The sequence below is a fragment of the Luteibacter anthropi genome (assembly GCF_011759365.1).
GTDB lineage: Bacteria > Pseudomonadota > Gammaproteobacteria > Xanthomonadales > Rhodanobacteraceae > Luteibacter > Luteibacter anthropi.
Genome location: NZ_JAARLZ010000004.1, coordinates 121,194 through 144,012 on the forward strand (window position 1 = coordinate 121,194; position 22,819 = coordinate 144,012).

General features: G+C 62.4%; 22 protein-coding genes and 1 tRNA gene. 14 read left to right on the forward strand and 9 right to left on the reverse strand.

Annotated features, from left to right (window positions below; genetic code table 11):
• The first annotated feature begins 75 nt into the window (after window positions 1–75).
• From HBF25_RS08590 to HBF25_RS08635, 10 genes are all read left to right on the forward strand, one after another.
• The gene (locus HBF25_RS08590) at window positions 76–771 is read left to right on the forward strand and encodes a hypothetical protein (protein WP_166947457.1); all 696 of its coding nucleotides are present in this window, start codon (window positions 76–78) and stop codon (window positions 769–771) included.
• A gap of 33 nt (window positions 772–804) precedes the next feature.
• On the forward strand, window positions 805–1,983 hold the full coding sequence (locus HBF25_RS08595; RefSeq protein WP_166947458.1) for a hypothetical protein: 1,179 nt from the start codon (window positions 805–807) through the stop codon (window positions 1,981–1,983).
• A 1-nt stretch (window position 1,984) separates the two neighbouring features.
• Window positions 1,985–2,359, forward strand: a complete 375-nt coding sequence (locus HBF25_RS22395; RefSeq protein ID WP_166947459.1) for a tail fiber assembly protein — start codon at window positions 1,985–1,987, stop codon at window positions 2,357–2,359.
• A gap of 17 nt (window positions 2,360–2,376) precedes the next feature.
• Window positions 2,377–3,507, forward strand: a complete 1,131-nt coding sequence (locus HBF25_RS08605) for a hypothetical protein (protein ID WP_166947460.1) — start codon at window positions 2,377–2,379, stop codon at window positions 3,505–3,507.
• Between the two features lie 71 nt (window positions 3,508–3,578).
• Window positions 3,579–4,730, forward strand: coding sequence for a hypothetical protein (locus tag HBF25_RS08610; RefSeq protein WP_166947461.1), 1,152 nt, complete (start codon window positions 3,579–3,581; stop codon window positions 4,728–4,730).
• A 25-nt stretch (window positions 4,731–4,755) separates the two neighbouring features.
• Window positions 4,756–5,829: a hypothetical protein gene (locus tag HBF25_RS08615; RefSeq protein WP_166947462.1), complete on the forward strand. Its 1,074-nt coding sequence runs from the start codon at window positions 4,756–4,758 to the stop codon at window positions 5,827–5,829.
• 316 nt (window positions 5,830–6,145) lie between these two features.
• Window positions 6,146–6,928 (forward strand): hypothetical protein, encoded by a 783-nt coding sequence (locus HBF25_RS08620; protein WP_166947463.1) that lies wholly within the window; start codon window positions 6,146–6,148, stop codon window positions 6,926–6,928.
• 81 nt (window positions 6,929–7,009) lie between these two features.
• Window positions 7,010–8,263, forward strand: coding sequence for a hypothetical protein (locus tag HBF25_RS08625; protein ID WP_166947464.1), 1,254 nt, complete (start codon window positions 7,010–7,012; stop codon window positions 8,261–8,263).
• A gap of 36 nt (window positions 8,264–8,299) precedes the next feature.
• Entirely contained in the window at window positions 8,300–9,328 is a 1,029-nt protein-coding gene (locus HBF25_RS08630; RefSeq protein ID WP_166947465.1) for a tail fiber domain-containing protein, read from the forward strand.
• A gap of 161 nt (window positions 9,329–9,489) precedes the next feature.
• Entirely contained in the window at window positions 9,490–10,590 is a 1,101-nt protein-coding gene (locus HBF25_RS08635) for a hypothetical protein (RefSeq protein ID WP_166947357.1), read from the forward strand.
• Between the two features lie 63 nt (window positions 10,591–10,653).
• On the opposite strand, the gene HBF25_RS08640 is transcribed toward HBF25_RS08635, so the two are convergent.
• The 7 genes from HBF25_RS08640 to HBF25_RS08670 all read right to left on the reverse strand — a co-directional run bounded on the left by HBF25_RS08640 (window position 10,654) and on the right by HBF25_RS08670 (window position 18,787).
• Window positions 10,654–10,729, reverse strand: a tRNA-Lys gene (locus HBF25_RS08640).
• A 65-nt stretch (window positions 10,730–10,794) separates the two neighbouring features.
• Entirely contained in the window at window positions 10,795–11,739 is a 945-nt protein-coding gene (locus HBF25_RS08645) for a DedA family protein/thiosulfate sulfurtransferase GlpE (RefSeq protein WP_208392493.1), read from the reverse strand.
• 75 nt (window positions 11,740–11,814) lie between these two features.
• A complete protein-coding gene (locus HBF25_RS08650; protein ID WP_166947466.1) occupies window positions 11,815–13,200 on the reverse strand; it encodes a sensor histidine kinase in 1,386 nt (461 codons plus the stop codon).
• A 143-nt stretch (window positions 13,201–13,343) separates the two neighbouring features.
• Window positions 13,344–14,033: a LuxR C-terminal-related transcriptional regulator gene (locus tag HBF25_RS08655; protein ID WP_166947467.1), complete on the reverse strand. Its 690-nt coding sequence runs from the start codon at window positions 14,031–14,033 to the stop codon at window positions 13,344–13,346.
• A gap of 88 nt (window positions 14,034–14,121) precedes the next feature.
• Window positions 14,122–16,029 carry an ATP-binding response regulator gene (locus HBF25_RS08660; RefSeq protein WP_166947468.1) on the reverse strand — a complete coding sequence of 636 codons (1,908 nt, stop codon included), beginning with the start codon at window positions 16,027–16,029 and terminating at the stop codon, window positions 14,122–14,124.
• 90 nt (window positions 16,030–16,119) lie between these two features.
• The gene (locus HBF25_RS08665; RefSeq protein WP_166947469.1) at window positions 16,120–17,046 is read right to left on the reverse strand and encodes a LysR family transcriptional regulator; all 927 of its coding nucleotides are present in this window, start codon (window positions 17,044–17,046) and stop codon (window positions 16,120–16,122) included.
• A 13-nt stretch (window positions 17,047–17,059) separates the two neighbouring features.
• Entirely contained in the window at window positions 17,060–18,787 is a 1,728-nt protein-coding gene (locus tag HBF25_RS08670; protein WP_166947470.1) for a glutamine--tRNA ligase/YqeY domain fusion protein, read from the reverse strand.
• A 102-nt stretch (window positions 18,788–18,889) separates the two neighbouring features.
• Here HBF25_RS08670 and HBF25_RS08675 point away from each other — a divergent pair, with 102 nt between their 5' ends.
• Both HBF25_RS08675 and HBF25_RS08680 read left to right on the forward strand, forming a co-directional pair.
• Window positions 18,890–19,162 (forward strand): putative signal transducing protein, encoded by a 273-nt coding sequence (locus tag HBF25_RS08675; RefSeq protein WP_166947471.1) that lies wholly within the window; start codon window positions 18,890–18,892, stop codon window positions 19,160–19,162.
• A gap of 29 nt (window positions 19,163–19,191) precedes the next feature.
• Complete coding sequence (locus HBF25_RS08680; protein ID WP_166947472.1) at window positions 19,192–19,710, forward strand: adenine phosphoribosyltransferase; 519 nt, start codon at window positions 19,192–19,194, stop codon at window positions 19,708–19,710.
• Here the strand turns inward: HBF25_RS08680 and HBF25_RS08685 are convergent.
• Together HBF25_RS08685 and oxyR are read right to left on the reverse strand one after the other, a co-directional pair.
• Entirely contained in the window at window positions 19,704–20,294 is a 591-nt protein-coding gene (locus HBF25_RS08685) for a hypothetical protein (protein WP_166947473.1), read from the reverse strand. The genes HBF25_RS08680 and HBF25_RS08685 overlap by 7 nt on opposite strands.
• A gap of 46 nt (window positions 20,295–20,340) precedes the next feature.
• The gene (gene oxyR, locus HBF25_RS08690) at window positions 20,341–21,258 is read right to left on the reverse strand and encodes a DNA-binding transcriptional regulator OxyR (protein ID WP_166947474.1); all 918 of its coding nucleotides are present in this window, start codon (window positions 21,256–21,258) and stop codon (window positions 20,341–20,343) included.
• Between the two features lie 152 nt (window positions 21,259–21,410).
• Here oxyR and HBF25_RS08695 point away from each other — a divergent pair, with 152 nt between their 5' ends.
• Together HBF25_RS08695 and HBF25_RS08700 are read left to right on the forward strand one after the other, a co-directional pair.
• Window positions 21,411–21,959: a peroxiredoxin gene (locus HBF25_RS08695; protein WP_166947475.1), complete on the forward strand. Its 549-nt coding sequence runs from the start codon at window positions 21,411–21,413 to the stop codon at window positions 21,957–21,959.
• 231 nt (window positions 21,960–22,190) lie between these two features.
• Window positions 22,191–22,733 carry a carboxymuconolactone decarboxylase family protein gene (locus tag HBF25_RS08700; RefSeq protein ID WP_166947476.1) on the forward strand — a complete coding sequence of 181 codons (543 nt, stop codon included), beginning with the start codon at window positions 22,191–22,193 and terminating at the stop codon, window positions 22,731–22,733.
• Window positions 22,734–22,819: the final 86 nt, after the last annotated feature.

Sequence of the window (22,819 nt, forward strand, 5' to 3'; positions counted from 1 at the left end):
GCTTTCCTGGTCGTTCAACACCGGGTTCGGTACCACGTTCACCGGATCGACCCTCGTTTACTACGGAGCTTATTGATGTCGGTCGGCTATCAGGTATTGAACGATGCAGGCGGCATCCTTCTGGATGCGAACTATCCCAATCTGGCTCTTATCGCAAAAGGTACGGTGAACATCGGAACGAATACCTATGCAGGTGGCTGGTACGGTCAGTTAAACGTACCTGATACAGGCCCGTCCATGGTGTTCATACGTAGCCCGGGCTTCGCCGCGGTCCTGGGGGTGGACGCCGGCGTGATCCAATACTACCTGGGCAAGGGGTCGACGAGTTTCGATTACTGGGTTTTCGGGCCACCGCAGGACGTCGGCGCGAGATTCGGCATGCAGGTCTTCACCGATGACGCCCGGCTCGCCTTCGATGCGGCACAGCGATACCTGCGGGTCATCGGTTCGATCAATACGAACACCGGCCTGATCTTTCCGGATCAGGGTGGTGTCGGTCCCGTTCAGTCCTTTGCATTGCCGGGCGGAACGCCGGCGGTATGTTTTGTCGATCCGGGGTTCCAGTATCAGGTACTCACGGGCGATGGCGTATGGGGCGGCTTTACCTTTCGCACCGTTGCGCAATGCGCGATGCGCATATCGGGACAAAGCCTGGATATTGCACTTGTCCAGAACGTCGGATCACTTGACCTGCCCGGCAATGTCCGGGTGAACACCCGGGGAGGCGGTGCACCCATATCGGTCATTCTCGCGGATGTATCGGGGTTCTGAGGGCGCCTTTCGCATAGTGAAATGGAGTAAATCATGCAGTTCTCCAGAGTCGATTTTCGTCCGATCGCCAGTAGCGGAGATGACGTAACGGCAGCCCTGAAAAAACTCGATCTCAACTTCGGCGACCTGCAATCGGCACTCTCCGACAGTGGTGAGATCGGTGCCAGGCAAATCCAGCTTGAGGCGAAGATGAATCGCCTGGCGACCTCGATGTCGGCCTATCGCAACCGCCTAATCAACGGAAACTTCGATTTCTGGCAGCGTGGATCGTTGGGTACCGTTCCAGCGTCTTCATCGCGTTTTCTGGCGGATCGCTGGCGCGTAAGGACGGTAGAGTCGAAGGTAGACGTCGCGCGCGTACCGCTTGGCGTGTGGGCACCTGTCTTTCCAGGATGCGGCCGTTACGCCTTCCGTGCGACGGTGTCCAGTGCGGGTACGCAGAGTTCCTATGCCGTGCTGGCACAGGCCGTCGAAGATGCAGCAACGCTGGCAGGTGGAAAAGTAACCTTGTCGTTCTGGGCCTACGTCAGCAGCCCGGCCGGCATCGGTGTCGAGCTGGTGCAGAGCAACGGAGGGAATGTGACCACCGGTATCGGTTCACGCAAGTTCGTTGCCTCTACCGTCGGTACCTGGAGCCGCTATGCGACGACGATCGACGTGCCGGCGTTATCTGCACCAGAAGGGTCGGGTGATAACCTCCAGGTGATCATCTGGCTGGATGCAGGAAGCGATTTTGCAGCGCGGTCCGGTGGTGTCGGAAACCAGTCGGCAACCATCTGTATTTCGCAGATCCAGCTTGAAACGGGAGACCAGCTGACGTCGTTCGAGCGCAGGCCTTATGCGATCGAACAGCAGCTGTGTGAGCGCTATTTCCAGAAGAGTTTCGATATCGACCAGCCCCCCGTCAGTACGATCTCGGCACAGCCCAGAGCAAACATGGTGTATGCCGATACCGGCGTGGTGGCCTCCGTACCCTTGCGTGTCCGCATGCGGGTACCGCCAGCGCTGACGTTCTGGGGATCATCGACCGTTCCGTCGTCCGGCAACAACTGGGTGATTCTTTCCGGGACAGGGTGGCAGGCAGGTCAGACGGCGCCCTTCATCGTGACGGAAAGCGAGTTCTCGTGCACGACGATATTTCCTCCGGGCGGGTTCAACACCATCAAATCCATTTACGTCCAGGGCAGCTGGACGGCAGACGCGGAGTTATGAAATGGCTCGTTACCAGCTGACATCCAATCCCGGCTATGTGCATGACACTGAGACCGGTGCATTCGTACCTCGTACCGGTACTTATCAATCTGATCTGTTCCAGGCATGGCTCGATCAGGGCCACGTTCCCGATCCCGTACCTGCCCTTTCTCCGGAAGAAATCCTGTCGTTCAATATAGGACGCCAGCGTGACCTGCTCCGTAGCGCTGCCGAGGCCATCGCTCCGCTGCAGGATGCAACCGACCTTGGCGTTGCCACACAGGAAGAAGCCAACGCGCTCAATGGATGGAAGGCCTATCGCGTCCAGTTGAACAGGGCGGATACAAGCGTGGCAAACCCTGCATGGCCGGCTGTACCCGGCCAATCGGCGGGCTGACGATGCAATTCTCCAGAGTGAGCTTCGTTCCGGTTTCCATCGGCGGTGACGACGTCACCGGTGCCCTCCGAAAGCTAGATCTCAACTTCGGCGATCTCGGGCAGTCCCTCGGCAACGCTGCAGGCATGAACGTCGGTACGGTCGAAGGTAGCGTTGCGGCGGGAAACGATGACCGGTTGACCAGGGATATCTGGCGCAACAAGATACTCAATGCATCATTCGACGTGTGGCAACGCGGGCCGGGGCCGTTTACGAACGGTTATACCGCTGACCGCTGGCTTACCACCAGCGCGGGAAATACCTGTGTCGTGGATCGATTCCCACTAGTGGCAGGGGCCTCGTCGTCACGTAATGCCGTAAGGTGTTCAGTGGCATCTGTACCCGGCGATGGCAGTTTTTCCGCGCTACAGCAACGTATCGAGGATGTGGTCACGCTTGCCGGGAGCACGGTGACTGTGTCGTTCCTTGCATCGGCTTCCTTGGATGGCAAGCGCATCGGTGTCAACCTGGAGCAGAACATGGGGCCCGGCGGCTCCGCGGTCGTGCAACTTCCGGGGCAGTCAATCGCCCTTTCCGGGAGCCTGCGTCGATACACACTGCACTTCGATCTTCCATCGCTATCGGGCAGGCTCATCGGGGCATCGGGAAGCGATTTCCTGGAATTGATCTTCTGGTTGGATGCGGGTCCTTCTTTTGCCATGCGGTCGGGATCCATTGGCCAGCAGAGTGCGACTGTCTATATCAGCGATGTGGAGGTGAAGCCCGGCACCGTGGATACGGTCTTCGAGCGTCGGGATCGCGCGGCTGAACTGGCCTTATGCCAGCGTTATTACGAGAAGAGCTACAACCTGGAAACGAAGCCGGGGGCGATCGAATGGCAGGGGCGCGTTTGCATCGACAGCAATGGTATCTCGCATGGCACGACCATCATCATGAAGGAGGGTTTTTCTGTAAGGAAACGGAAGTCGCCCGTCATCACGGGATACTCTGCCGTCGATGGAGCCGTCAACCAGGCAGCTCAAAGTGATAGTTCGAATACTGGCCTGGGGATAAGGGTGGTCGGTGAAAGTGGCTTCGAATGGTTCGTGAACAACGCACCTGGTGCCGGTGGCGCTTATTTTCACTGGACGGCCGACGCTGAGCTTTGATGCTCGGGGGCCTCGTCCAGCACAGACCGTGCTTTCACTGACTCATCCGCCGGCCCTATGAGGATATTGCAATGAACTTCTCACGTGTCAGCTTCCAGCCGATCCAGACGGGCGGCGACGACGTCACGGGTGCCCTGCGAAAACTGGATCTGAATTTCGGATCGCTTGCCTCGGCATTGGGACCGGTATCCGCCATGAATACGGGGACCGTGGCCGGTACCGTGGCGGCGGGTGATGATCCCAGGCTTGTGTGGGGCGGATTCCGGAATGTACTCATCAATCCGTCGTTCGACATCTGGCAGCGGGGCGTGGGGCCCTTCTCTGTGGGCTACACCGCTGACCGTTGGCTGGCCAGCAATGTCGGCCTGTCCTGCATCAGCGAAAGAATTCCCATGTCACTCGACGTGTCGACGTCGCGCTACGCAATCCGGCATACCATCGCGTCGACTCAGGCAAGTAACAGCTATTCTGTCTTTCAACAATGCATTGAAGGCGTGGGTACGTTGGCGGGACGAACAGTCACCGTATCGTTCCTGGCATCGGCTTCCGTTGCGGGAAAGCGCATTGGCGTAAATCTGGAACAGTATTTCGGCGCTGGTGGATCCGCGGCTTCCGGCGTCGCAGGACAGTCGGTGAGCCTTGACGGTACCTGGCGTAGGTATTCATTGACTTTCGACCTGCCTTCGATCAGCGGGAAGGTGCTCGGAGCCGATCACACCGATTTCCTGAAGCTGAACATCTGGCTGGATGCAGGTAGCAGCTTCGGCCCGACATCGGGATATGCCGGACAGCAGAGTGGAGTGGTCTGCCTTGCCGATGTGGAGCTGAAGGCCGGTGAGGGGGATACCGGGTACGAGAATCGCCCGCTGGCCCTGGAACTCCAGCTTTGCCAGAGATACTTCGAGAAGTCCTATGGCATGGACGTGCGTCCCGGTACGCCCCAGGCAGGCGGATTTCTGAATGAATGGACGCCCGGACTTGCTTCGGCGGTGGCGTTCAGCCGCCCCGTGTACTTCAGGGTACCCAAGCGTGTGACACCTGCCATCACCTTGTATGCCAGCGTATCTGGTGCATCCGGAAAAATCTCCGACGGCGGTGCCGCAACCGACATCGCCGCCGCCATCTACACGGCGACCGATTCGGCTTTCACCTGGACTTCCACTATGAAGTCCACAAACCAGATCAATTACGGCATGCACTTTACTGCGGATGCCGAGCTATAACGAATCCGATCGGGGGAATCTGGTAATGGAATTCAGCAGGGTAGATTTTGGCGCCATGAAGGATGGCGGGGACGATGTGACCGGAGCACTTCGGAAACTTGACCTCAATTTCAGCCAGTTGAACTATTCGCTGGCTGACCAGGGTGAGATCGGTCAGCGTTTTGTTCGTCTGGAAAGGATAATCGGTGGACTCGGAGACGCAGCGAGCCGGAACGTGGGGCTCGGGGCGGGCACTGTGGCCGCGGGCGATGACCGGCGCTTCTCGGATCTGGCGGATCGTGCGGCCCAGGCCAGATCCGTGGCGGATGGAGCGCTTCAACGATCAGGCGGCGTGGTGTCAGGCTCAGTCATGGTGGGACGCGATGCCGTTCCTGCGGGTAAGCTTGATGTTCGCACGGGCGCAGGCGGCTATATCTTCCGCACATTCAATAGCGGGGTGATCGACGAGCCCATCATCGACGGCGTCAACGACACCAACGATGCTTTTGGCATGTTCGGTGTCGGCGGCGCGGTCTTCAGCTACCTCTCGCGGTCAGGCGACGGACGTCTTCTGATGCGTATGAACCCAGTCATGAGCCTGGATTCGGTAAATGCGGCTAACAGTACGTTCCGGGCGATGCAGTTCACCGCAACGGGATTTACGTTCAATGGTGGAAATATCCAGGTCAATGGAAGCATCGTGGCCACCGGATCGGTTACGCCATCGGATGAGCGACTGAAGAAGAATATACGGCGACGTGATGTGAAGCGCGGAATGGCTCTGTCACTTGCAAATGCTTTCTCCGAGTGGGACCTCATCGACGGCGGACAACATCAGGCCGGCGTGGTAGCGCAGAAAGCATTGGATATATGTCCGTTCTGGGTTACTGAGGTTGATTATTGCGCGACTCCGGTATTTGTCGATGGCAAGACCGAGATGGTTGCATCGGAGTCTGTGAAGCGTCTTGCAGTCGATGCCAAGGGTATGGCCCTGGAAGCAAGCATGGACAACGCACTTGCCATCGAAGAGCTACGTCGTGATCTGAAAAGTGCCGTCGCACGAATTGCAGATATCGAATCCGTAATTTGCGAAAGAATCGATCAAAAGCAGATTAAGTAGCGATATTCCATAAGATCCACGGAGATAGCAAGATGCCACAGGGATTGCAGGTCTGGGACAGGAATGGAAGTTCCACCCTTGATGTCAGCGACAGTCTTACCCGTGTTCTCGGGATGATTCAGACCAAAGGTGGCGACGGTGATAGCGGATCTTTCAACGATGATCGGCTTCTCTCCGGGAGGCCATGGTTTGCGATTGTTCTTCAAAAGGTGGAGTTCGTCATGCCAGCGGTAACCATTAGCGGATCCACGATCAGCTGGGCTTCCGAGAAGTACTTCAATACATCTGCGTGTAACTTGTACTACGGGGTCTATTGATGTCGAGCGCAGGATGGATCGTTTCCAATGACACTGGGAATCTCGTTATTGATTCCCAGTCGAAGAATCTGGCGCTTCGTTACAAAGGGTATGTGACGTCCGCCCAGGGTACGCCGACGGGAGGCTCCCAATATATGGGGATCGACATGGCATATGACCGGGTTATTCAGATTCCTTTGAGCGTACGTAACCCCGTAATTGCCATTCGTCCGGATTCATCCTCGGCGCCATCGTCGCCCTTTGGCGACTGGTCGAGTGCTTCTAACCTCGCCACCCTTTCCCATATGGCGTCGCTTGGGGGCGACCTTTACCAGTTTGAGTTCTGGTACAGGGGGGCCTTTACTTACTACGTGTTCGACGAGCCACAGGCCCCGAGCGACGCAGATGGTGCAGGACTGAGAGTATGGAACGAGCGCGGAGAACTTTGCTTCTCGTCTGCTTTCCAGTACATGCGCATCGCGAGTTCGTTCGTTGGTTCATTCGATATGGATGGCCCCTATGCTCGTGTCAATCACGTGCCGGAGCCATCCGGAAAGGCGTATGCCCTGGTCCAGAGCAAGAGCCATTCGCAGGAATACAAGGTGGGTGAGCCTGTGGAGCACCAGAAGTACGGCATTGTCACCACGAGTAGCTTCGTGCTTCGCTCGCCGGGTTTTGGCATAGGACTTGTCATGGGCATTATGAACTTCAGTGGGTACTTTTTCTTCAACCAGCAGGTCATACCCGGCCTTGGAACCTTTCTCAAGGGATCAAGTCTTCTGGTCGATGTCACTGGATATTGAGGAAGGTCGACGCGTGCCCGATGGCGTCTTTCAAACGCCAGTTCAACATCATTCAATTCCCCTATATCCAGGAAGCTAATTATGGATTTCTCAAGGGTCAATTTCGTGCCATTGCAAATGGGCGGCGACGATGTGACAGGAGCCCTGCGCAAGCTTGATCTGAACTTTGGCGCGCTAGGCGATGCCCTTGTTGATCAGAACGCCATCGATAAACGACTGGGTAACGTCGAAACCATCGTGGCGGGTCTCGGACAGGCATCCGTCATGAACGTGGGCAATCGCGCTGGTACGGTGGCAGCCGGCGACGACACCCGGTTCAACATGGGTGCCTGGCGCAACAAGGTCATCAATGGCAACTTCGACTTCTGGCAAGGTGGCCTGAACGTGACGGCGCCGGGTGGCCCCAATACCATTATCTGGGGTCCCGACCGCTTCCTCGGGCAGGCATATACCGGCTCGAGCGGAAGCGGCAGTTCCACGGTCAGTCTGTCTGCGCAGGCATTTCCGGCCGGCCAGACGGAGGTTCCCGGCGATCCGGCTTACTTCGCCAGGCTTCAACCTGTATCGCTCGCCACGCTTGGTGGTGCAGGAGGGATCATCCGTGTCGGCCATTACATGGAAAACGTGGCTACGTTGAATGGTCGCTACGTTGCCGTATCCTTCTGGGCCAAGTCGAATGCATCTCGAACCATCGCCGTAGCGTTGCAGCAGAACTTCGGAAGCAATGGATCGACCTCGGTCGTCAAGAGTACGTCCTTGTCGATCAGCGCCAACTGGGCCCGATATACGGTCAGGTTCCCGGTAGGCGGCATCGTGGGGAAAACGATAGGCGACAATAGCAACCTGTTCCTTGGTATCTACCTTTTCAACAATGACAGTACCGGGGGCGTGGTTCCTGTTGGTAGCTGGACGACCGGTCAGTACCTGGATCTTTCACAGATACAGGTTGAGGAGGTGGATGATCCGGCTGCTCCGGCGACACCATTCGAGCGCCGGCCCATGTCCGTCGAGGAAGCTCTTGTCCGTCGTTATACGACCACCAGCAAACTTTACATGATTGGTCGCTGGGGTTCGGCGACGAATGTCAGGTTCTACAACCAGTATGAAGTTCCCATGCGACGTACGCCCGATTGCATCCTGCAGAGCACGACATTCGGTTGTGAAATGGCCCAGGTCGCGGCGTATACGATGTCGAACGCCAGCATCGCCCAGTACTCGGGGGATAACCGCCAGTGTTTCATTGATTTCTCGGGCAGCCCCAATGGAACGCCTTCCGGTGGCGCGATGGCGCAGATGAATAGCAGTGGCGTCGTTCTTTTCCGCGCCGAGTTCTGATTGTTCCGAAGCCAAGGATACTCAGCGGAGGTATGAATGGAGTTTTCACGTATCAATTTTCGGCCTGTCGTCGAAGGTGGGGACGACGTCACGCGTGCGTTTCGAAAGATTGACCTGAACTTCGAGTCGCTGGGTACGGCATTCTTGCCTACAGGCGAGGTGGGGGCGCGGTTGACGGCACTGGAAACGGTGGCTGGGGAACTGGGCGACGCGGCCCGCAGGAATGTCGGGGCGGTGGCCGGAACAGTCGCCGCCGGGGACGATCCCCGGTTTCTCGCGGTCGGCGATGTGGCAGGCTCTGTCGCCGCAGGAGACGACTCCCGTTTTGCCTCGAACGCTGCTGCTGCGGGGGCTGCCCAGATGACGGCTAACAATGCGTTGCCCCGATCCGGTGGATCGATTACGGGTGCTATCAGCGCGAAGCTCGGGGGTGTGGTTGCCTTTGGAACGACCGGCTCGGCAAATATCGGTGGCCTGGTATATAGCGACTATTTCCAGAACACCATCGCCGACGTCAGCGGAAATATCTTCATGCGTCTGCAATGCGTGGATGTCACGGGTGGCGCGACCTACTCGCGGCTGGTCACTTCGCATTTCGATGGAACGAATGCCTCGTTCATGTTTCAGCACAATGGCGTTGCCCAGGCTACAACGTGGCAGAGCACGTCGGATGCCCGGCTGAAGCGCCACATGGTCGTTCTCACCGAGCCCCTCGACAAGATCGATGCGATCGTCGGGTATGAGTCCTATGAGAAGCGGGTGCTTGGTAACGCCACCGATTCCGAGGGGAACTCCGTTCCCGCTCAATACACGCGTACGTGTGGCGTGCTTGCGCAGGACGTCAAGCAGGTGCTTCCTGCGGCCGTCGACAACCTCGGGTCCGGTTGGGATACGAACGACAAGCCGATCGATGACGTGCTTGGCGTCAACGACGCGGGTCTGTCGGCACTCTTCGTCGAGTGTATCAAGGCTCTGAAAGCCCAGAATGCACTGCTGTCACAGCGCGTGTCATTGCTGGAGGCCGGGTCGGTCTCGCAGAAATCCGTTTCTAAACCAGATCGGTAGCCGCTGGCATGGATGGGCGATGCCGCCATCTTGAGTGGCAAGGCGAGCAGTCCCGGGAATATCCATTCTCGCAGCAATTTTATTGGAAAGTCTGGGTTCCAGCGTAAGGGCCTGATGAGGGGATTTCCTTGCTTTTCCTATTCGCAATTTAAGGAGGCCATATGGCGATGAATATCCAGAGAATAAACTTCGATCCCATCGGCGGTGACAGCGTAACGGCTGCTTTCAGAAAGCTGGATCTTGATGTGGGTGAGGTTGTCAATGCTATAGATGGCGATGGCTCGACCACATCAGGTATTTCGAATCGACTTGCCCTGGCCGAAAATAAACTCGGTGCACTTGGCAACGTATCTACGAGGAACATCGGTACATCGGCTGGCACGGTGGCTGCCGGAGACGATGCGAGATTCCTGACTGTTGGTACGACACCCGGTACGGTGGCTGCCGGTGATGACGCGAGAATCACCAGCGCATTGCCGAAGGTCAATCCGACGTTCAGCGGCGGCTCCGGTATCGGCCGGACAGGCGTCAAGTTCGAATATGCATTCAGGGTCAGCAACGGCAATTCGGACAATGGCATCGGAGGTGCATACGGTGAATGGGCGGGGGATCTGACGCCGGCCGTACAGATCGACTGCCAGGCTCCGTCCAGTCATTACATGGGTATCAGGTGGACGCACTGGGGCGTCAAGCACCTGGCGGCGATTCATGCATACGAGGGTGGTGCCGGCAGCCCGACCACACTCATCGGCTTTCACATTGCGGGCAAAACAAATAGCCACATTTTCGACAGCAACGGAAACGCCTTCTTTGCCGGTACGCTGTCACAGAACTCCGATTACCGGATCAAGGCAAACGCCAGCTCGCTATCTGCGCCAGAGGTTGCTGCCGGCCTGCGTGTCCTCAATCCCCTGACGTATAACGACACCCGCCGGCCGGCGACGGACAGGCCGCTGGTTGGACTGTTCGCTCATGAGCTGCAGGCTCAGTTTCCACTGCTCGTGGATGGCGAGAAAGATGCGGTGCAAACAGAAATGGTGTGGGTGGGGGACACGACGCCATATCTACCGGGCATGGAACCATCTGATTACACGCCGCCACATCAGGAGAGCCGGCAGATGCCTCTCTTGCAGAACGTGAATTATGTCGGACTGGTACCGTACCTGATTGCCGGCTGGCAGCACAGCGATCAGCGCCTCGGCGCTTTGGAAGCAGAGATCGGCGCGCTACGTACTCAGGTCGAGGCACTGCTGGCGCGTTGACGACGATGGCGGACGGTCTGTCGAAGGGCGCTGGTATACAACACAGCAACCGCGTGACGCGAATGGTGGGTCGTGACGGACTCGAACCGTCGACCTACGGATTAAAAGTCCGCTGCTCTACCGACTGAGCTAACGACCCATGCGCACGAAGCCGGCTAGTTTAGTCGGCGCGGGAGGGGGGCACAAGTCGGAAGGCGAGTTTGTTCAGGTGGTCGCGACGATCGCCTGCACGTCCCGGCCGGCCGCACGCCAGGCGTCGAGGCCGCCCGTGAGGGGATGGACGTTGGAAAAACCCAGTTTCACGAGACGTTCGGCCACCTTGGCGGCGGAGGCTTCGTTGGGGCACGAGCAGTAGACCACCACGGAGCTGTTCCGGGGCAGTGTCGCCAGGGCGGCGTCCGCGGAGGCGAAGTCGAACAGGTGGGAGCCAGGTATCACGTAGGGATCGGTGCGGCGGCTGGCGGCGGAGCGCACGTCGACGATGAGCGCGCCCGGGTCCGTGGCGAGCAGCAGTACCAGTTCGTCCACGGAAATCCGTGCGCGTCGGAAGCTCATGATGAGCAACTGGCGGCGGACGAAGCGAAAGCCGATCCAGACCAGCAGGCCGACGACGGCCAGGGCCGCCAGACCGATACCGAACTGGCGCAGCAGTGAGAGTACGGCATCGATCTGCCGGTAGAACACCAGTCCCACGACGAGACCCACGGCGATCCAGAGCGCGGCGCCCAGCAGGTCGTAAAAGGTGAAACGCGAGAACCGCGTATCGCCCGCACCTGCGATGGGAATCGCGACCAGCGACAGGCCCGGCACGAAGCGGGCGATCAGCAGCAGCTTGACGCCACGTTTCTCGAAAAAACCGCTGGCGCGACGTACGCAGGTATCCGGTGACAGGGAGATCCGGCACAGGCCGTCGAGCACGCGGTAGCCGAAGCGGCGGCCGGTGAGGAACCACGCGGCATCGCCCGCGAAGGCGCCGGCCAGCGCACCGATGAAGGTGGACAGGATCAGCAGCGGCGAGTGCGCGGTGGCCAGGCCGCTGCCCACCAGGATGAGGGTGGGCATGGCCGGGACGGGCAGGCCGATGGCGGCCGCGAAGGTACCCACGAACGCCACCATGGGCGCCGTTTCCGACCAGTTGACGCTTGTCACGAACCCATCCTCGATGGCCCCACAGGGAGCCCGACAAAGATACGCCGGTCGGCTCGCCGACGACAGGGGCTGGCGTCAGGGCGTGGTGAATCGTGAGACGGGCGGCACGCCCCGGGGCAGGCCTGCCCCGGCACCGGGCAGCTTCACCCAGTACAGCGTGCCCCGGCCGGGAATGGAGCGGGCACCGATCCGGCCGCCCAGGGTATCGACGATGCGGCGCGCGACGGCCAGTCCGAGGCCAAGGCCCGGATGACCGGGCAGGCGGGCGAGTCCGTCGAACAGCCGGGCCAGTTGGTCGGGCTCGAAACCCATGCCGTTGTCGCGGACTTCCAGGCGGATGTCGTCGCCACGCCGGCGGATGGCGACGAGCACGCGCCCGTGCGGCGTGCTGGCGATGGCACTGACCAGGAGGCGGTGCAGCAGCTCGCCCAACAGGGCGGGGTCGCCGTGCAATGCCGTGCTGCCGCCACGCCAGCGCAGCGTGACGCCTTGCCGTCCGGCATCGCCGGCGGTGACGGTGCGCTGCCGCACGAAGAGGTCGGCGGCCAGCAGGCGTACCGGCGCGGGTTCGACGGCGCCGGCGTCGAAGCGGGCGAGATCGAGCATGCCGTCCAGGAGCTCGCCCAGGCGCGTGAGGTTGCCACGCATCTGCGACTGCACGGCGCGCTGGCGGACGTCGTCACCGGGTTGCATGCCCGCCACGAAGAGGGAGAGAGCATGCAGCGGCTGGCGGAAGTGATCGCCCAGCTGCTCGATGAAGCGCGTGTTGCGCGCGATGTCGTGCAGGCGCAGCCGCATCGCATGGGTCATGGCCAGCTCGTGCCGGTGGCGCACGTCGTCGAGTTCGGCCAGCAGGCCATCGAGCGCTTCGGCTTCGCCTTCGGCGGAATATCGCGTCACGGGCTGGCGACGATGCAGCGCATGTTCCACTCTCACGCGGATGGCTCGCAGCGTTACGGCCGTCTCGTTTTCGATGCTGCGCAGGCAGAGGAACAGCGTATAGACAATGCCGGCCACCAGCCACAGGCCCATGAATCCGGCGGCCACGCGACGCTCGTACAGCGATGACGCATCCGAGACGGTCTCCAGTTCGCCGGAGGGGGTATTCAATCGTACGGTCAGGGTATGTCGCGTCGATAGCCGGCGTTCGCTGTCCACTACCAGCGTATTGCCGTCGTCCTTGCGCAGCGATGCACGCCCCGTGGGAACACTGCGTGCCAGCGTCCTGGCCATGGCCACCCGAAGTGCATCGTCACCTGCATTGCGCGGCAGTGCCGCCGCAATGCGAATGGCCTGGATGCGGGCAACGTTGCGCGCCTCGGCCGAGATCGCCTCGGCGTGCAGATAGATGAGTGCGGCGACCAGGGCGAGGGCGATCAGGGTTATCGGCAGCAGGCCCTTGCGGACGATAAGCCGATGGGGCGACGCGGTCCTGCCATGAAAGGAATGCGACGCGATCATGAAAGCGGCCCTTGGGGCGCGTGGTCTCATGACGAATGTAGGGGACCGCGAGATGCCGCGCGATAGTCAAGGGGGCGTAACCGGGCGGCCTAGTGCTTCTGGCGTATGCCTTATGGAGCGGGCATGCCACGGGATTCGCGCGGTCAGTCGATCAGGTGTTGCGCGGCGACCAGCGCCTCCAGGCGGTTGCGCACGTGCAGTGCGCGGAAGATGGCGGCGAGGTGGATCTTCACCGTGCCCTCGCTGATGCCCAGATCGGTGGCGATGCGCTTGTTCGGCTTGCCCTTGGCCAGCAGGCCGAGCACGTCGATCTGCCGGTCCGTCAGGATGGTTGCCAGGCGTTCCTTGGCGACGAGCTTGTCGTTGCCTTCCGTTGCGAAGCTCATGGTGTTGTTCGACGGAGCCGGTGGCTTCATCGCTTCGGGCGGTACGTAGATGCCGCCGCCCAGCACGAGGCGCACGGCGTTGAGCAGCACGTCCGGTGGCGAAGACTTGGGAATATAGCCCTGTACGCCCAGATCGAGGACATGGCGGATGGCGTTGGAATCCTCCGTGCCGGAAAGCACGACGACGGGCCGCTTGCGACTCAGGCCGTTTTCATCCTCGGTTTCCCGCAGTGCCTCCACGGCATGCCTGATGTGCTCGATGCCATCGGCACCGGGCATGGCCATGTCGATCAGGGCCAGTTCGGGGAGTGGTTTTTCCGCGAGCCGGCTACGCAATTGCGCCACCGATTCGGCTTCGACGAACTGGACATGATCGCCCAGCTCGAGGAGCTTGATCTTCACTCCGTCGATGATGAGCCGATGATCGTCCGCGATCAGAATACGCATTCCAGTCCCTCCGCCTGTGGTGCCACAGGCTACCCCGTACGGGGAAACATAGCCTTCCCCCGGTCCGCGGGCAAGCAGGCCATTCGGCTCAGACGGCTGCCCGATGGACAGAAAGGGCAGAAACCATTACATCGTGAAGCCGGTCGGGAGAAACCGGCTTGTAAAGCACGGGTGTCGTGCTCGGGTCGACGTTTCGCAGGAAATCGCTGCGGGTCTCGCCTGTGATCAGCACTCGTGCGAAAGGCGGCGGATCGCCGGGGCGGCGACGGTAGTAGCGATCGAGCAGGGCGATCACGTCCAGGCCCGTGCCTTCGCGCAGGCGCAGGTCGGAAATCACGATGTCCGGAGGCTGCATCCACAGGTGCACGGCTTCCATGGCCTGCTGTGCATCCTCTGCGGTCATCACTTCGCATCCCCAGCTGCCCAGCAGATAGCTGATACCGGCGAGGATGCTCGGCTCGTCGTCGATCACCAGCACCCGCATGCCGGTGATGTCCTGCCGCACGACCGGCGCGCTGGCGACCGGCGCCGGCGTTTCGATTTCGCCTGGCTGTGTCTCGGGCAGCGTGATGGAAAACACGCTGCCGCGCCCCGGCCTGGAGCGCACGGTGGTTTGCGTGCCGAGCAGGCCGCCCAGCTTCTGCACGGTGGACAGGCCCAGTCCCAGGCCACGCCGGGGACCTTCGTTGCGACCGGCTTCGGGGCCATTCTCCACACGATAGAACTCGTCGAAAATGTGCTGGAGGTGCTCCCGGGCGATGCCGGGGCCGGTGTCCCATACATCCACGCGCACCGTGCCGTCCCGGCGGCGACGGGCTCCGACGAGAACGCCGCCGCAACGCGTGTAGCGCAGCGCATTGCTCACGAGGTTGTTGAGGATGCGGGCCAGCATGGTGCGATCGGTGCGCACCCACAGGTCGGTGGTGCGCACGACCAGGCGCAGGTCGTGCTGTTCGGCCACCATGCGGAAATTCACGCTCACTTCCTCGAACACCTCGTCCAGCGGCACGTCGCGATGTGCCGCTGGCATGGCACCGGTTTCGAGGCGGGAAAGGTCCAGCAGTTCGCTGAAGAGGTGATCGAGCGCTTCGACGCATTCCTGGATGTGGGCGATGCGGTTGAGCCTGACCGGGTCGTATTCGTCCACGGCCAGCCCGGACGAGAACAGGGTCAGCGCATAGAGCGGCTGGCGCAGGTCGTGCGAGGCGGCGGCAAGGAAACGTGCCTTGGCGACGCTGGCCGCTTCCAGCGCGGCGTTCTTTCGTGCCAGTTCCTCGGTGGCATAGGCGATCTCGCGTTCCATGCCGATCTGGGCGTGGAGCAGCTTCGACGCAGCGCCGTTGAAACCACGCTGGAGGTCGCCGATCTCGGTGTCGTCGGTGATGGGCACCACCACGGTGCGATCGCCCAGACCGAGCTGGCGCACGGCAATGGCGAGGTTGCGTAGCGGGGCGCTCAGCCAGCGGGCGGTGGACCAGCCGATCATGGCGGCGATCAGCAGACTCATGCCCAGCCAGAGCAGGGCGTTGTGCACGCTGGCCCGTTGCGCCGCCACGGCGTCTTCGACGCTCACGTCCACCGTCACGGCGCCGACCACGCGATGGCCTTCCGGATCGAGCACCTGGCGTGACACGGTAAGGCTTTCGTCGTCGTCCACGGAGCCGTTGCCGCGATCCACCAGCATGCCGCCATCCGCATCGCTGATCCGCACGCGGGAGACCTGGGGCAGTTGCACGATGGACTGCGCGATGCGGCCCAGTTCGTGTCGCTCGCCGTCGCGCAGGGCCTCACCGGATATCGAGGCGGCCTGCTGGGCGATGGCGTCGGCGGTGGAGCGGCCCATGTCGCGCAGGCTGTCCATCTGGTGACGGGTAAGCAGGGTGACCAGCAGGATCGCGCTGATCGCCGTGGGCACCAGGGCGACGCAGGTCAGGCGCTGCACGAGCGACGTGCGGCGCCAGACTTTTTCCAGCCATGAAGCGGGTACGTCACGCATTCGCCATTCCCTGTCCCGTGCCGCGCGGGGCGACGAGGGAAAGCCTAGCGCACTTCGCGGGAAAGGCCGTATCTGCCTTCTGGCTGGCGGTCAGGGCGGCGAAGGTCGTGTAGTGCGGCCGCCGACGTTGCCGCGGTCGGCATGCTTCATCAGCTCGATCAGCCGGCGCGCCGCAAGGCCCAAGGGGCGTTCGCGGGACCACACGATGTCCACCAGCAGGTGCAGCTGGTTGCCGGTATTGTCGAACTCGATGGCAAACAGCTCGCCGGCCTCGATCAGCGGCTGCGCCAGTGCGCGTGGCAGCAAGGCCCAACCCAGCCCGGCCTGCACCAGGCGCAGCGTGGCGGAGGGGTTGTCGGTGTGCCAGACACTACGCGAGAAGATGAGGCGGGAGTCCACGTGGGTGCCGCTGCGGCCGGTCATGACGATCTGGCGCAGGTCCAGCAGGTCTTCCAGGCGAAGCCGGCGTCGCCGCTGGCCCGGTGGACGAAAACCTGCCGCCACCACGGCGACCATGGTGTCGCTGTCCACCACCTCGAAGCCTTCGCGCTCGTCCAGGTGCTCCCGCTGGAAGGCAATGGCGAGGTCTACCTCACCCTCGTGCAGCAGCCGCAGCGCGTCGCGTTGCGGCGCCGAGGTCACGTCCACTTCCAGCGAGGGAAACTCGCCGGCCAGCACGGCCAGCGGATCGGTCCACGGTGCCGAGACCAGTTCCGGTACCACGGCGATGGTCAGGCGGCGTTCGAGGCCGTGATGCAGGGAAAGCGCGTCGGCCTCCATCTGCCGGAGCTGGCTGGCGATGTGCCGGGCCCGGGGTTCCAGCGCACGGGCGGCATCGGTGGGCTGGGGTTCGCGGCCGCTGCGATCGAACAAGGCCACGCCCAGGTCCGTTTCCAGCTGGGAGATCGTCATGCTCACGGCCGATGGCACCCTGCCCAGGGCTCGCGCGGCGGCCGAGAAGGAGCCGCGGTCGAGGACGGTCAGGAAGACGTTCACGCTCTCGCTGGAGAGGGCCATGATCTATCAGTGCTTATGCCTGCTTTGCCCACGAATCGCGCAGCGTGACCACGCGATTGAACACGGGGGCGTCGGCCGTGTGGTCGTGCATATCGGCCACGAAATAGCCGAGGCGCTCGAACTGCATGCGGTCTTCGCGGCTGGCGTGGGCGGCGGCCGGTTCCACGTAGCCCCGCACGACACGGCGCGATTCGGGGTTGAGGTGGTCCTTGTAGGTCTTGCCGTCGGTGTCGTCGTCCGGATCGGTGACGTCGAACAGGCGGTCGTACAGGCGCACTTCGGCAGGGACGGCATCACGGGCGCTGACCCAGTGGATCGTGCCCTTCACCTTGCGATCCGCACCCGGCAGCCCGGTGCGCGAATCGAGGTCGAGCGAGCAACGCAGCTCGACGATATCGCCCGCTTCGTTCTTCACCACTTCGTCGCAACGCACGATACCCACGCCGCGCAGGCGCACTTCGCCCTCGGGCTTCAGGCGATGGAAGCCCTTCGGCGGCACCTCGGCGAAATCCTCGCGCTCGATCCACAGTTCGCGCGAGAAAGGCACTTCGCGCGTGCCGAAGGATTCGTCCTTCGGATGGTTCGGGAAGACCAGCGTTTCGCGATGATCGTCGGCCAGGTTGGTGATGACGAGCTTCACCGGGTCGATGACGGCGAGGCGGCGCGGGGCGCTGCCATCGAGGTCTTCGCGCACGCAGCCTTCCAGCACGCCCATGTCGATGATGCTGTTCTGCTTGCTGACGCCGATGCGTTCCCAGAACAGGCGGATGCCCGCGGGCGTGAAGCCGCGACGGCGCACGCCGGCGATGGTGGGCATGCGGGGATCGTCCCAGCCGTCCACGAGGTTTTCGGTGACCAGCGTGATGAGCTTGCGCTTGCTCATCACCGTGTAGTTGAGGTTGCCGCGGGAGAATTCGATCTGGCGCGGCTTGCTCGGCGCGGTGGGCAGGCCGGCATCGACCAGCGGCTGCCACAGCTCCGGATCGTTGGCGAGATCGACCTTGTCCACGCACCAGTCGTACAGCGGGCGGTGGTCTTCGAATTCCAGCGTGCACAGGGAGTGCGTGATGCCTTCGAGTGCATCGGACAGCGAATGCGCGAAGTCGTACATCGGGTAGATCGGCCATGCATCGCCGGTGTTCTGGTGATGCACCTTGCGCACGCGGTATAGCGCCGGATCGCGCAGGTTGATGTTGCCCGAGGCCATGTCGATCTTCGCGCGCAGCGTCTTGCTGCCGTCGGCGAATTCACCGGCGCGCATGCGCTGGAATAGATCGAGGTTTTCCTCGATGGAGCGGTCGCGGTAGGGCGAGTTGCGGCCCGGTTCGGTGAGCGTGCCGCGGTATTCGCGCACTTCCTCGGCCGAGAGGTCGTCTACATAGGCCACGCCCAGGCGGATTAGCTTCTGTGCCGAGCGGTAGAACACCTCGAAGTAATCCGAGGCGTGACGCAGCTCTGACCACTCGAAACCCAGCCACTTCACGTCGCGCTGGATGGCGTCGACGTATTCGACGTCTTCCTTCGACGGGTTGGTGTCGTCGAAGCGAAGGTTGCAGGTGCCGGCCGATTCGCTGGCCAGGCCGAAGTTCACGCAGATCGACTTGGCGTGGCCCAGGTGCAGGTAGCCGTTCGGCTCCGGCGGGAAGCGCGTGTGGATCTTCGTGTGCTTGCCGGAGGCCAGGTCCTCGCGGACGATCTGGCGGATGAAGTGCTGCTGCAGGACGGGCGTATCGGTCGACATCTCGAATGACTCGGAAGTGGGGTCGCGGCAAACGTCCGAGTTTACCTTTCTTGCGCCGCTGGCGCTTGCTGCCCGCCGGCTGGCCGGGTTAGCTTGGGGCCCATGCGCACCGCCTATCACGCCGAGACCCTCATCGATGCCCATCTGGTGAAGGATGCGCTCGAGCATGCCGGTATCCCGGCCTTCATCGCCGGTGAATTCCTCACCGGGGCGGTGGGACAGCTGCCCGCCCGCGATTTCATCGCGGTGATGGTGCCCGAGTCCGCGGCCGGGGAGGCCGACGAGATCGTTCGCGCCATCGACGCCCAGCTGGCCGAGTCGCGTGCCGCCCTGGCAGCCGACGACGACCTGGACACGGCTATTCTTCCCGCCTGAGCCGCTTTCCCTTTCCCCAGGATTTACCCATGCCGTCCATTTTCGACCTCGTCCGCGACGTGCCGGACTTTCCGTGTCCAGGCGTCCTGTTCAAGGACATCACGCCCCTGCTGGCCGACGCGTCCGCGTTCGACCAGTGCATCGACCAGCTTTGCGCCCCCTGGCAGGGCCAGGGCATCGGCGCCGTCTGCGGCATCGAGTCGCGCGGCTTCATCTTCGGCGCCGCCATGGCGCGGGCGCTGGGCGCCGGCTTCGTGGCGCTGCGCAAGAAGGGCAAGCTGCCGCCGCCGGTGTTCGGCGTGGATTACGGCCTGGAATACGGCAAGGACCGCCTGGAAATCGGCCAGCACACGCTGTCGGCGGGCGAGCGGGTCATCATCGTGGACGACGTGCTCGCCACGGGCGGCACGCTGGATGCCGGCCGCCGGTTGGTGGAGCAGTTCGGCGCGCATGTGGCCGGTGCCAGCGTGGTGATCGAGCTGGAGGCCCTGAAGGGCCGCCAGCGCTGGGAAGGCCCCGCGCCCCTGCATTCCCTGGTGGTTTACTGATCCAGCGCCTGCACGAGGACGATCTCGCAGCCTGCGGGACCGTCGTCGTTGCGGACCAGTGAGGTGGTAACTCGCCAGCCATCGTCGCGGCGCACGTCCACCAGCATGCCTTTCACATGCACCACGTCGCCCGGGCGGATATCCCGCAGGCGGGCGGCGATGGCGTCGTTGGCGGGCACCATGTGCATGTTGGCGCTGGAGTTGAGGATCTCGTCGCGGGAGATCACCGGGTTTTCGCTGGCATACCAGTAATAGAGCCGGTTCGACTGCGATATGCGGATGTGATGCAGCACCGAGTTGTCCGACATGCGGCCCCAGCCCAGCGCGAAGTCGGTGGGCGAGATCGGCGCCAGTTCGTCGAGCTGGTAATCCTCGCGGGACAGCAGGCGGGCATCCATGTCGAACGTGGCCCGTGGCTGTAGAACGAAGTGCCCCATCGTGACCGGGCTGGCATCCACCAGGTCGTGCTGGGCTGGCGCCTCGGCGGCCACCACGCCCCGTGCCCTCGCGGCTCCGCCGTGCGACCAGCACGCGTAGCCTGCCAGGGCGCACAACAGGAGCAGTGGAGCGAGCCAGAAGCGCATTCGGCGGAAACCGTCGGAGTGATGACGACGCAACGGTTGAAAAAACTTATGGTTGACAGTCGCCCGTGGCGAACAGCTCTTCGGGGATGTCGCGGATCACCGCCGCAAGGGCCTCGAAGAACGGCGTCATGGCTGAACTCTTGCGCCAGAGCATGGCGATGCGCCGGCTGGGTGCCGGGGCCGCGAACTCGATGAGGCTGACGTTGGGCGACTGCGCCACCGGTGCCTTCACCGCCAGGGCGGGTAGCAGCGTGATGCCCACGTTGGCCGAGACCATCTGCCTGAGCGTTTCCAGGCTGGTCGCGCGGAATCCCGTCTTCTCGCCGGCACCGGCCAGATGGCAGACCTCCAGCGCCTGGTCGCGCAGGCAGTGCCCATCTTCCAGCAGCAACAGGTTCTGCTCGGCCAGTTCGTCCATGCGCATGCAGCGGCGACCGGCCAGTTCGTGATCGCCGGGAACGGCCAGGACGAAGGGTTCCTCGAACAGGAACTCGGTGTGCAGGGAGTCGTCATGGACGGGCAGGGCAAGGATGCCGGCGTCGAGGGTGCCCTCGCGCAGCATGTGCAGCACCTGTTCGGTTTTTTCCTCGCGCAGCAGCAGTTCCAGGCGGGGGAAGCGCTCGCGCAGGCGCGGGATCACGTGCGGCAGCAGGTAGGGTCCCAGGGTGGGGAAGATGCCCAGGCGGATCGTGCCCGATTCGGGGTCGCGGGTGCGCTGGGCGATCGACTTGATCTCATCGATCTGCGACAGCACCCCCCGTGCCCGGCGGGCGATTTCCCGGCCGGTTTCCGTGAGCAGGACTTTGCGGGGCGTGCGTTCCACCAGGGCCACGCCCAGCTCGTCTTCGAGCTTGCGGATCTGGGTGGAAAGGGTGGGCTGGCTGACGAAGCTGGCTTCGGCGGCCCGGCCGAAATGGCGGTACTCGGCCAGGGCGACGAGGTACTGGAGGTCCCGAAGGTTCATGCGGCGGCTCTAGGGGCTCTTGATAGCCAAAGCCTATCACATTGATGCCTACAATCGATTTGAGATATGTGCGCGGGGTCGCTAACCTTGGGCTTCAGTCGCGTTACCAAGCGCGCAACGAGTTCACCCAAACCCTCAACGGAGAGTCGAAAATGCTGACCATTGGCGATAAGTTCCCCGAATTCAACCTGCTGGCCGTCGACGGTGGCCCGCTGGCCAACAAGATCGAAGACGCCTTCACCACGATTTCCGACAAGTCCTACGAGGGCAAGTGGAAGCTCGTGTTCTTCTACCCGAAGGACTTCACCTTCGTGTGCCCGACCGAGATCAAGGGCTTCAGCGACCTGAACGAGCAGTTCGCCGACCGTGACTGCCAGGTGCTGGCCGCGTCGACCGACTCCGAGTTCGTCCACCGCGCCTGGCGCATGGACCACGCCGACCTGAAGGACCTCAAGTTCCCGATGCTGGCGGACATCAAGAAGGAGCTGACCACCGCTCTCGGCATCCTGACCGCCGACGGCGTTGCCCAGCGCGCGACCTTCCTGGTCGATCCGAACGGCGAGATCCAGTTCGCCTACGTCACCGCCGGTTCGGTCGGCCGTAACCCGGACGAAGTGCTGCGCGTCCTCGACGCCCTGCAGACCGACGAACTGTGCGCATGCAACTGGAAGGCCGGCGAAGAGACCCTCAAGGTCGCCTGATCCTTCGACGCTCGACGTCCCGCGCCGCATCCCTCCCTCCCCCGCGCGGCGCGGGCACCCTGCAGGAGCGCGCCTGCGCGCGACCAAGGTCGCCGCAGGCACCGGTGACGCGCAAGCGCGCTCCTGCAACCCTCTGGCTACATCCCGTATGCCCTCGCGTGAACCGGAGCCCGCGCTCCGAGCCATTCCGCGCCCCTTTCCCATGTCCCATTCGATAAAGAAGGTGCATCCATGAGCGTCGCCGAACTCCGCAGCAAGCTTCCCGAATACGCCAAGGACCTCAAGCTCAACCTCGATTCCGTGTTGAGCGAAGCCGGTGCCCCGGGCCTCAACAAGGCGCAGATCGCCATGGTCGCGCTGGGTTCGGCCATCGCCGCCCGCTACAAGCCGCTGACCGAGGCGCTGGCGGTGTTTGCCGAAGAGAACGCCACGCCGGAACAGGTGACCGCCGCCAAGGGTTCGGCCGCGATCATGGGCATGAACAACATCTATTACCGCTTCCAGCACCTGGTCTCGCACCCGGAATACGCGTCCATCCCGGCCAAGCTGCGCATGAACGTCATCGGTGCCTACAAGGGCGATGCAAAGAACGATTTCGAACTGGTCTCGCTGGCGGTGTCCGCCGTGAACGGTTGCGGCATGTGCATCGATTCGCACGACAAGGTGCTGCGCGACGGTGGCATTCCGGTGCAGGCGATCCAGAGCGCCGTGCGCATCGCGTCGGTGATCCATGGCGTGGCCGTGGTGCTTGAGCAGGCTGACGCGGCGGGTTGATCGTCGCCCCGTTTTAACCGGTCGCGTGCGAGGCGCGGTCCTGCAAACCGCCGCTCCGGACAGGTCGCGCGCAAGGCGCGCTCCTA